Origin of the sequence: Micromonospora sp. NPDC049903 (assembly GCF_044460945.1) — a bacterium.
Lineage (GTDB): Bacteria > Actinomycetota > Actinomycetes > Mycobacteriales > Micromonosporaceae > Micromonospora.
On the sequence record NZ_JBITKL010000042.1, the window covers coordinates 21585 to 31418 of the forward strand.

Here is a 9834-nt window from a genome sequence, read left to right on the forward strand (position 1 = left end):
TCGGTGCCGCCGGGACCGCTCGCCGCCGCAGTCAGCAGGGGACGGCGGCCCAGCCGGTGGGCAGGCGCGGCGTCGACCAGGCCGGGTCGGGCCGCCAGGTCGCCCAGGACTCGTCCCACCAGCGCTCACCGGCGTCGAGAAGGGCCGCGATCCGGTCGCCTTCGGCGCGGATCGCCTCCCCCATCCCCGGGTAGCGCCCCTCCACCAGCCGCTGGGCGAAGATCTCCACATCCTTGAAGACGTACCGGTCGGTGTCTGCCGCCCACCACAGGTCCAGCTCGTGGTCGAGGGTGTCGACCCCGATGGGGGTACGCCGGAACGGGTCCTGGAGGTTGAAGTACCACCCGGCGAAGACGCGCTGCGGACCGGCCCAGAACACGTCGACCGAGTGGGCCTCACCGGGGCGCTGGAGCATCAGCTTGCCGTGCCCGGTCCAGGCGGTGTGCCCGGCCGTCTGCCACGGGTGCCGCCCGCACGGGAAGACGCCGTCGTCGGGGAACCCGAACTCGGCTCCCGTCGGCAGGTAGAGCGCCAGCAGGTCGGCGGAGTCCTCGACGCAGATCGTCGGCACGGCGAACCAGACCTCGCGGATCGGCCCTTGACCACGCTCTTGATCACGCTCGATCCAGGATCGAGTGGCTTCCCCCGCCCGCCGAGACCACTCGATCCTGGATCGAGCGGGTCGGGACGCCGTTCGCGGCACTTCGCCGAGCATGATCTCCCGGCGGACGACCACGTCTCCGGGGCTGAAGTGTCCCGTCTCCGTCACCGCTCCCCCAGCGCGCCCGTCAGTCCCCCGCCAGCTCCGGCCGATGCTCCCTGATCCACGCCTCCACATCCGACTTCCGCCAGATCTGGCCCATGATCAGCACCTGGTAGGGCGCCGGGAAGTCGCGTCGGGACGCGATCACCGACGCGCGGGCGCGACTGACGCCGCCGAGCATCCCTCGGATCTCCGCGATACCCACGAACTCGCCCACATGTTGACGGTAGGCATCCCCGATCAACTCTCGATCGTTAACACTGATCGTTGTTGACGATCGTAGCCGCCAGGTGCACGATGAGTGGGTGACCACGCCGAGCACTTCGCCCGATCGTGAGCCGCTGGGTCGGCTGCACCCGGTGTACCGGCACCTGCCCGAGCGGCCCGGCTGGACGTGTCGGGCGTGCGCGCGGGACTGGCCCTGTCCGGCCGCCCGGATGTTGCTGCGGGTCGAGTACGACCTGGACCGGGTAGGTCTCTCCGTCTATCTCGCCGGCCAGTTGTTCGACGCCACCGGCGACCTGTTGCGGCTGACCGAGGGCGCACCACCGTCACCCGGCGAGCTGTTCGACCGCTTCCTGGCCTGGGCGACCCCGCAGTCCTGGCGGCAGCCACCACCCCGGCGACAGCCGCAGGCCGGGCAGCAACCGCAGGCCGGGCGACCGACGCAGGCCAGGCGATTGCCGCAGGCCGGGCGACCGTCCGGGCTGCGGCAGCCCTCTCCACCAGCCGGAATGTCACCCGTGGCTGGTACAAGTCCAGCACCCAGCGACCCGAGGAGCAGAATCATGGACGTACGCGACGCGGCCCAACGGTGGGCCGACGCCTGGGCCACGGGCTGGCCCGCCCAGGACGGGGAACGCATCGTCGCGTTGCAGGCCGAGCAGGGCGACCACTGGGCGTCGATGTTCCGCCCGTGCCGGGGCCGCGCCGGGCTGCGCGCCTACGTCGAGGAGTGCTTCGGCGAGGAGACCCGACCGGCCGAGGTCTGGTTCGGCGCGCCACGGGTCGACGGCGACACCGCGACCGTCGAGTACTGGGCGATCACCTACCCGTACGACCAGCCGGTCACCCTCTCCGGCTGCTCGGTGGTCCGTTTCGACGCCGACGGCCTGGTCACCGAGTCCCGCGACTACTCGCACGCCAAGGAGGGCCGCATCCCCCCACCCACCGAGCTGTTCGCGGACCGCCAACCATAGATCTTGGACAGTTACCGTCCTCGTGAGACGGCAACTGTCCAAGATCTCTGAGATGGCGACGCCGGACGCGCGGATCGGCCCGGTCGGGGGACACGACGGAGGTTCAATCCTCGGGTAAGGGCGGCGGAGGCTCAGCCCTCGGGGAGGGCGCGCATGGTGCGCAGCGGGGAGAAGACGACCCAGAGCACCCCGAGCAGGGCGCCGAGGGCGGCGATCCAGAGGGCGGGACGTACCCCCAGCGTCGCGCCGAGTGCCCCGCCGACCAGGGCACCGATCGGCCGGATGCCGTGGTTGACGGTGCGCCGGAAGCCGGAGACCACGGCGAGCATCGCCACCGGAGTGGCGGCGATCTGCACCGAGCCGACCGCGATGTCGAGGATCATGACGCCCAGCGCGGAGACGAACTCGGCGGCGAACAGCATCGCGAGCACCACCGGCTGCGGGCCTGCGGCCAACGGCACGAGCAGCAGCGGGGCCGGAAAGACCACGAAACCGAGGAGCACTGCGGGGCCGATGCCGATCCGGCGGCTGACCGGTCCGGTGACCGCCGCGCCGAGCAGCCCGCCGACCGCGCCGGCCCCGATGACCAGGCCCAGCATGCCGGGAGAGACACCCAGCTCGGTGGTCACGTACAGCACGAACAGCGCGGCGAACATGAAGTTGAACAGGTTGAGCGTGGTGGTGCCGAGCAGAGTCGCCCGGAGCACCGCCGAGCGCGCCACGTACCGGACACCGGCGGCCATGCCACGGGCGGAGTCGCTGCGGACGGAGTGCTCGGTGACTCTGGTCCGGCTCAGGAAGGCCGCCGACACCAGGTACGTGACGACGCCGGAGAGGAGCGCGAACGGAGCGGTGAGCACCTGCACCAGCACCCCACCGATGCTCGGACCGGCCACGTGCGTCATGGCTCGGCTGCCGTTGACCAGACTGTTGGCGTCCACGTAGTCCGCCCGCCGGACCAGTGCGGCGAACAGGCTCTGGTGCGCCACCTCGAAGAAGACCGAGAGCGTCCCGACCAGGAAGGCCACCGCGCAGAGCAGCAGCAGGCCCAGCATGTCGGCCCACCACAGCACCGGCACGGCCAGCAGCAGGCCCGCCCGGCCGAGGTCGGTGACGATCATGACCCGACGCCGGTGCGGGTAGCGGTCCACCCAGGCGCCGGCCGGCAGGGAGAAGAACAGGTTCGGCAGCAGCGAGGCGGCGGTCAGGTAGCCCATCTCGGCGGGTCCGGCACCGACCGCGAGCAGGGCCAGCAGCGGTACGGCGAGCATGGTGATCTGGTCGCCGAAGAGCGAGACGGTCTGCGCGGACCAGTAGCGGCGAAACGCCGTCTCCCGGAGCAGCCGTGGGATGCGTGGCCGACGCGGCCGAGGCGGCGGTGCGGCCTCGGCCAGGACGAGAGGTTCCGTCACGGCCCGTCTCCGGCCGCCGGTTCCTGCGCCGGGGCGGTCCCACGCGGCAGCGCCATCTGGACGAACGTCACCGGGCGGGACCCGGGCGGACGTTTCGCCGGGTCGGCGATCCGGTCGTCGTACCGGGCCAGCAGCGCGTCGACCGTCTCCGTGATCTCGCGCAGCTCGGCGGCGGTGACGTGCAGCAACGCGTCGCCGAAGCCGGCGGCGGCCCGCCACTGCGTGGGCTCGTCGGCACGGATCGCGAGGTAGTCCCGGGCACGTTGCAGATAGATGTCGACCATCGCACTGTTGATCTCGTCCGTGGCGGCCCGCATCGCCGGGTCGTCGGAGTCGTCGTCCCACGACGTGTACTGCGTGGTGGCCCGCCAGGGCCGTTCCCGGCCGTCCGCCCCGGGAACCCGTTCGGCGAACCCGTACTTGGCGAGCTGCCGCAGGTGGAACGAGCAGTTCGGTACGTTGTCGTCCAGCCGGGCCGCCGCCTGCGTCGCGGTCATCGGTCCTTCGCCGCGCAGCAGGCCGATCAGGCGCATCCGCAACGGGTGCGCGTACGCCCGCAGAGCGCGGGGGTCGGTGACTTTGAGCGATCGTCGGGGCACCTCGTCGGTCATTACTAGAGAATGCTTTAGAAAGATGTCTCTAGCAAGTGCCCACCCGACCCCGATGGGTGAATCCACGGCTCGAACCGCGCTCGGTGCGTCCTAGAGGGTCGGGGTGTCGCCGGTGAGGCGGGCGGCCAGCTCGGTGCGCGAGCGTACGCCCAGCTTGCCGAAGATGCGGGCCAGGTGTGACTCGACGGTGCGGCGGCTGAGGAAGAGGCGCGAGGCGATCTCCTGGTTGGTCAGGCCGGCGCGGACCAGCTCGGCGATCTCCCGTTCCCGCGCGGACAGCGTGGTGGCGCTGCCGGTCGTCGCCGGGCGGGGATCCCGCTTCGGGCGGGACCCGATCGCGGCCGCGTGCCGGGCCAGCACCGACGACAGCCAGCGCGCGCCACAGCTCTCGTACCCCTCCTGGGCCTGCCGGAAGGCGTCCCGGGCGGCGGCCGAACGACCGTCGCGGGCGGACGCGATGCCGGTCAGGTGCCGGGCCAGCGCCTCCTCGACCGGTGCCCGGGCGGCGGCCAGTCGCGTGGCGGCGGCGTCGGCCAGGGCGGCGGCCTCGTCGTGCCGGTGGGCGGCGGTGGCCACGTACGCCTGCGCGTAGCCGGCCCAGCCCTGTTCGTAGGCGAGCCCGGCGGCAGCGGCCAGCGCGACGGCGCGGGCGGCGTACCGGTGGGCGCCGGTGGTGTCGCCGGAGCGGGCCAGGGCGATCGCGTGCACCACGTCCCGGGGTACCGCGATCGGCGGCCCCGGTTGCCACGGTGCCGGGTCGGCGACGATCTCCAGGCACGACTCCGGCCGCCCGGCGGCCAGGTGGGCGACGGCCAGGTTCAGCCGGCCGACCCGCCGCCACATCCGCGAGCGCGGCCAGTCGCCGGCGGTCAGCCGGTCGACGACGGACGGGCCGGCGGTCAGCAGCAGCGGGCGCAGCGCGACCGCCTCCGCCATGGCCCGCATCTCGACGCTGCCGACGCGGCGGGCGAGCGTCACCGCCTCCTCGGCGAGGTGCACGGCCGTCTCCAGGTGACCGAGTCGCGTCAGCAACGCGACGCGCACGACCAGCAGGTACGGCACCGCGCTGCTGTCCCGGACGCGCTCCACGACGTCGGCGGCGCGGTCCAGGTGATGGGCGGCGGCGGTCACCTCGCCCAGGTGCAACCGCACCCAGGCCAACGGGCCGAACAGCTCCACGTGCGGGCGCAGCGCCGCGTTCGTCTCGCTGTCGACCAGCTCGGCGGCGTGTGCCGCGTCCCGCCGGGCCGCGTCCAGGTCTCCGGCATAGAGGCGACCGAAGGCCCGCAACGCGTACGCGGCGGCGGACAGCGGCGGGCGGTCCCCGGCCAGGAGGGTGATCGCACGGTCGGCGTGGCCCACGGTGGTGTCGTCGTCCTCGCCGAGGGCGGCGATCGCGGCGAGTTCCACGTGCAGCTTCCCGGCCGAGGTGCGGGGCAGCCGCGCGGCGGCGAGTTGGGCCGTGACCAGGTTCGCCGCCTCGTCGATGTCGCCGCGCAGGCGGGCCACGACCGCGCGGAACGCCGCCGCCTCGGCGCGTACGCGATCGTCGCCGTGCGCCAGTTCACGCAGGACGTCCCGGCTGCGTTCCAACTCGCCGCTGAGGCCCAGCGCCCGCGCGTACTGGAGCAGCACGGTCGGACGACGACCGCCGAGCGGATGCCCCTCCGGCAGCAGGCGCAGCGCCGAGCCGAGCCAGCGGGCCGCCTGGGCCGGTGCGGGATAGGTGAAGGCCAGCCCGGCGTCGATGAGGGTCTCGGCCGCCGCCTCGTCGCCGGGTTGGGCCGAGCGTTCGGTGTGGTGCGCCAGCACCTGCGGCGGCCCGTGGTGGGCACGCAGGTGGGCCGCGGCGCGGGCGTGCGCGGTGACCCGCCACGCCGGCCCGGCCGACTCGTGCGCGGCGGCACGTACCAGCGGGTGCCGGAACCGCAGCCGGGCCGCGTCGACGTCCATCAGTCCGCGCCGGTGCAGCTCGTCGGCGGCGGTCACGACGGTGTCGGTCGGCACCTGGGCCACCTGCGCCACCAGCCCGATGGAGGCGTGGTCACCGGCCACCGCCGCCGCGTAGGCGACCCGGCGGACCGGCTCGTCCAGGTCGGTGATCTCGCGGGCCAGTCCGGTGAGGACGTGCCGCTCCGAGACGTCCAGGTCGTCGTTGTCCACCAGCGCGGCGAGCGTGTCGTCGCGGCACCGGGACAGCTCCTGGACATAGAGCGGGTTCCCGCCGCTGGCGCGGGAGATGAGCGTCCGGCGGCGGCGCGGCACCCCCGGCAGCAGCGCGTCGATGTCGGCGGGGCCGAGGCGGGGCAGGTTGATCCGGGTGGCGGCCGGGCCGAGGTGCACGATCGCGTCGGCGACCCCGGACGGGGGCTGCTCGCAGCGGAAGGCGACCGCGACCAGCGCCGGACGGCGGGGTGGTTTCCGGATCAGGTACTCGGTCAGCTCCAGCGACGGCTCGTCCGCCCAGTGCAGGTCGTCGAGGAGCAGCGCGACACCGGGCGCCCGGACACCGTCGATGAGTCGCCGGACCGCCGCGTAGATCCGGGCCCGGCCCACCGACGAGGTCGCGCCGTCGCGGACCGGCCGCCCGGTGAGCGCCCGCGACACCACCTCGCCGTCCTCCGCCGCACCGCCGGCCGTGACGAGCGGCTCCAGCACGTCGGCGTACATCGCGAAGGGCACGTCGCGCTCGAATTCGGCGGCCCGGCCGTCACAGACCAGCAGCCCGGCAGCGCTCGCCCGCTCCGCCAGCACCCGCAGCATGCTGGTCTTGCCGATGCCCGCCTCGCCGCAGAGGTTGACCGCCGCGAACTTCCCGCCGGTCACGGCCGAGACGGCCGCGTCGAGTGCCACCAACTGACCGGTACGCCCGACCAGGTGCGCCGCCGTACCGTCGCCCGACGGACGTACGGCCACGGCGCCTCCCCAGACTCGTGCCTCGCGCAGAGTTTAGACGCCGGTCCATGTCCTCGGACACCACCACGACGAGTCCGACCACAGTCGTCCGGCACCACCTCACCGAATCCGGAGTTTGCGTAATTCCACGGATACCGCGCGCCTTTCCCGAGGCGGAGGCTGATCGTCATCGATCGATCAGGAGCGAGGAGGAACGGAGTGCGGAGAACGAGAGCTCTTCTCCACGGGGTCGTCGCCGTATCACTGGGCCTGGGCACGGCCATACCGGCAGCCCCGGCGGCGGCGGGGCCGCCGCCGACCAGGGCGCAGGTCGCCGACAACACCGACTACGGGGCAATCATCGACATCCTCCTCGCCGCCGCCGAGATGGGGCAGGACGGTGTCTACACCCCGCTGGAGATCAGCCGCCTCATTCAACAGCTGATCGGGGCGGTCAACGGCGCGAAGGTCGACCTGCTCACGCGCCTCAACAGTGAGGTCACCAACGACATCCGGGCCAGGACCGAAGCCGCCGTGACCAAGGTCGAACTGCTGCGGGTCCCGTGGGCCGCCGGGCCCGCGATCAACAGCACCCACGACGCCGCGTACGTGGCCAAGAACCACCTGCGGACGGTCCACGAGGACGACAACGCCCTCGATGCCGTGGGCCGGGCGATGATCGTCCTGTTCACGCAGTTGGAAGCCGCCTACCTCATGGTCGACGCCGAGGACGGCACGAACCTCGCGGCGGCCCAGCGCCCCTACTTCCGTCAGGGCCTGGAGTACCTCATCCAGGAGATGCGCCGGGAGTGCCCACCACAGGGCAACCCCAACGCCGGTGTCAGCACGTACTCCTGCTCGTTCGGCGGCCGGTCGATCTACGTCGACTACTACCCGCTCACCAACACGCATCGCATCAACGGCGGCCCGATGATCCCCGGGCCGATCACCAAAGAGGCCGTAGCGGAGATGTTGATGCGCGACACCGCGCTGCCGCTCGCCCAGCGGACCCTGGACCTGTTGATCAGCCGCGGCGTTCCCCTGCCGTGAAGACCCCCGCCTCTCCCAGGAACGAAGGTGCGTCCATGAAACACCGAATCGTCACCGGAATCGTCGCCGCGACCACCGCGATGGTGCTCACCGTGTCCGGCACCGCCCAGCCCGCCCGCGCGGCGATCCCGTGGCCCCAGATCATCACCGCGGTGGCCACGCACCTGCTGAGCAGCAGCGGCGGCGGGGGCCTCGAACAGGCCAAGCGAGAGATCATCGCTGCCGTCGAGAACTCCAAGCAGGAGATCCTCAACCACATCGACGCGATCGCCGCCGCCGACGTGGAGGCGTGCACCGAAGCCGCCGTCACCAAGATCGCGCAGATCGACAGCATGCCGGGAAGCCTGCTCGGCCCGTTCGTCAACGGCGCGGTGGACTGCGCCGCGCTCTCCAACGCCTATCTGAACGCCGTGCAGGACCCGCGCGCCGCCGACAACATCGGCAAGCTGATGGGGGTCATCTACTCGATCGCCATGGTCGCCTTCGCCAAGTACAACCTTCCCGTCAACGACCTGCTCAACAGCCTCATCCGGGGCTACGAGAACCTCGTCGTCAAGCTCGCCCCGACCTGCCGGGACGACACCATCCGGGAGTACGACTCACTCGGCCGGCTGGTGACCGTCGAGATCACGCACACCTGCGTGGCGTACAACGGCGACTCCGCCAGCGGCACGGAGATCTATTACCTGGGCCGACCGGTGAGGACCATCGACCGAGCCCTGATCAACAAGAACGCCACCCGGAACACGAGCCGCTGGATCGCCCAGGAGTCGCTGCCGACCCTGATCCCGCTGCGGCCGGTGGCCTGAACGCCGGACGGCCCGTCCCCGTTGGTCGGGGACGGGCCGTTCCGGTGTGCGCCGGTCGGGCGGCAGGTCAGCCGACCGCCTCCATCACCTCGTCGCTGACGTCGAAGTTGGCGAAGACGTTCTGCACGTCGTCGCTGTCCTCCAGCACGTCGATCAGCTTGAAGATCTTGCGCGCGCCCTCCTCGTCCAGCGGCACGGTGACGCTGGGGACGAGCGAGGACTCGGCCGACTCGTACTCGATGCCGGCGTCCTGGAGCGCGGTCCGCACGGCGATCAGGTCACCCGGCTCGGAGACCACCTCGAACGCCTCACCCAGGTCGTTGACCTCCTCGGCGCCCGCGTCGAGGACCGCCAGCATCACGTCGTCCTCGGTGGTGCCCGCCTTCGGCACGATCACCACGCCCTTGCGGGAGAACATGTACGACACCGAACCGGCGTCGGCGAACGAGCCGCCGTTGCGGGTCAGCGCGGTGCGGACCTCGGTGGCGGCGCGGTTGCGGTTGTCGGTCAGGCACTCGATGAGCAGCGCGACGCCGTTCGGGCCGTACCCCTCATACATGATCGTCTGGTAGTCGGCGCCGCCGGCCTCCAGGCCGGAGCCGCGCTTGACCGCCCGGTCGATGTTGTCGTTCGGGACCGAGCTCTTCTTGGCCTTCTGGATCGCGTCGAAGAGGGTCGGGTTGCCGGCCGGGTCACCGCCACCGGTCCGCGCCGCGACCTCGACGTTCTTGATCAGCTTGGCGAACATCTTGCCGCGCTTGGCGTCGATGACCGCCTTCTTGTGCTTGGTCGTCGCCCACTTTGAGTGGCCGGACATCTGTTACCTCCGTTGCTACCCGCCGTCTGCATCGACCGCACCGCGCACGCCCCGCTCCGCACCCGCGCACGCGGTGGTGCCGGTCAGCTCTGGTGGAAGCCGTGGCGGCCAGAAGGCCCTGCCGAATCTCGACAATCCTACCGACGTGGGGGGGGGGGGGGGGGCCCCCCCCCCCCCGCGCCCCCCCCCCCGCCCCCCCCCCCCCCCCCCCACACCCCCCCACCCCCACCCCCCCCCCCGCCCCCCCCCCCCCCCCCCCCCCCCCACCCCCCGCCCCC

The 9834-nt window shown here is 72.2% G+C and carries 9 protein-coding genes; 3 read left to right on the forward strand and 6 right to left on the reverse strand.

What is annotated here, in order from left to right; translation table 11 throughout:
- Window positions 1-31: 31 nt before the first annotated feature.
- On the reverse strand, window positions 32-571 hold the full coding sequence (locus ACIBO1_RS31095; RefSeq protein ID WP_396752708.1) for a DUF402 domain-containing protein: 540 nt from the start codon (window positions 569-571) through the stop codon (window positions 32-34).
- Between the two features lie 217 nt (window positions 572-788).
- Complete coding sequence (locus ACIBO1_RS31100; protein WP_350695623.1) at window positions 789-980, reverse strand: hypothetical protein; 192 nt, start codon at window positions 978-980, stop codon at window positions 789-791.
- Between the two features lie 88 nt (window positions 981-1068).
- Between ACIBO1_RS31100 and ACIBO1_RS31105 the strand changes: the two genes are divergently transcribed.
- A complete protein-coding gene (locus ACIBO1_RS31105) occupies window positions 1069-1962 on the forward strand; it encodes a nuclear transport factor 2 family protein (RefSeq protein ID WP_396752710.1) in 894 nt (297 codons plus the stop codon).
- Between the two features lie 131 nt (window positions 1963-2093).
- On the opposite strand, the gene ACIBO1_RS31110 is transcribed toward ACIBO1_RS31105, so the two are convergent.
- The 3 genes from ACIBO1_RS31110 to ACIBO1_RS31120 all read right to left on the reverse strand — a co-directional run bounded on the left by ACIBO1_RS31110 (window position 2094) and on the right by ACIBO1_RS31120 (window position 6901).
- Entirely contained in the window at window positions 2094-3374 is a 1281-nt protein-coding gene (locus ACIBO1_RS31110; RefSeq protein WP_396752712.1) for an MFS transporter, read from the reverse strand.
- The gene (locus ACIBO1_RS31115) at window positions 3371-3985 is read right to left on the reverse strand and encodes a winged helix-turn-helix domain-containing protein (protein ID WP_396752714.1); all 615 of its coding nucleotides are present in this window, start codon (window positions 3983-3985) and stop codon (window positions 3371-3373) included. Before ACIBO1_RS31115 ends, ACIBO1_RS31110 begins: the two co-directional genes overlap by 4 nt.
- 90 nt (window positions 3986-4075) lie before the next feature.
- Entirely contained in the window at window positions 4076-6901 is a 2826-nt protein-coding gene (locus ACIBO1_RS31120; protein WP_396752716.1) for an ATP-binding protein, read from the reverse strand.
- A gap of 198 nt (window positions 6902-7099) precedes the next feature.
- On the opposite strand from ACIBO1_RS31120, the gene ACIBO1_RS31125 reads away from it, so the two are divergent.
- The gene (locus ACIBO1_RS31125) at window positions 7100-7930 is read left to right on the forward strand and encodes a hypothetical protein (RefSeq protein ID WP_396752718.1); all 831 of its coding nucleotides are present in this window, start codon (window positions 7100-7102) and stop codon (window positions 7928-7930) included.
- A 35-nt stretch (window positions 7931-7965) separates the two neighbouring features.
- Window positions 7966-8739 carry a hypothetical protein gene (locus tag ACIBO1_RS31130; RefSeq protein WP_396752720.1) on the forward strand — a complete coding sequence of 258 codons (774 nt, stop codon included), beginning with the start codon at window positions 7966-7968 and terminating at the stop codon, window positions 8737-8739.
- Between the two features lie 67 nt (window positions 8740-8806).
- Here the strand turns inward: ACIBO1_RS31130 and ACIBO1_RS31135 are convergent, their stop codons facing one another.
- Window positions 8807-9556 carry a YebC/PmpR family DNA-binding transcriptional regulator gene (locus ACIBO1_RS31135; RefSeq protein ID WP_396752722.1) on the reverse strand — a complete coding sequence of 250 codons (750 nt, stop codon included), beginning with the start codon at window positions 9554-9556 and terminating at the stop codon, window positions 8807-8809.
- Between the last annotated feature and the right edge of the window lie 278 nt (window positions 9557-9834).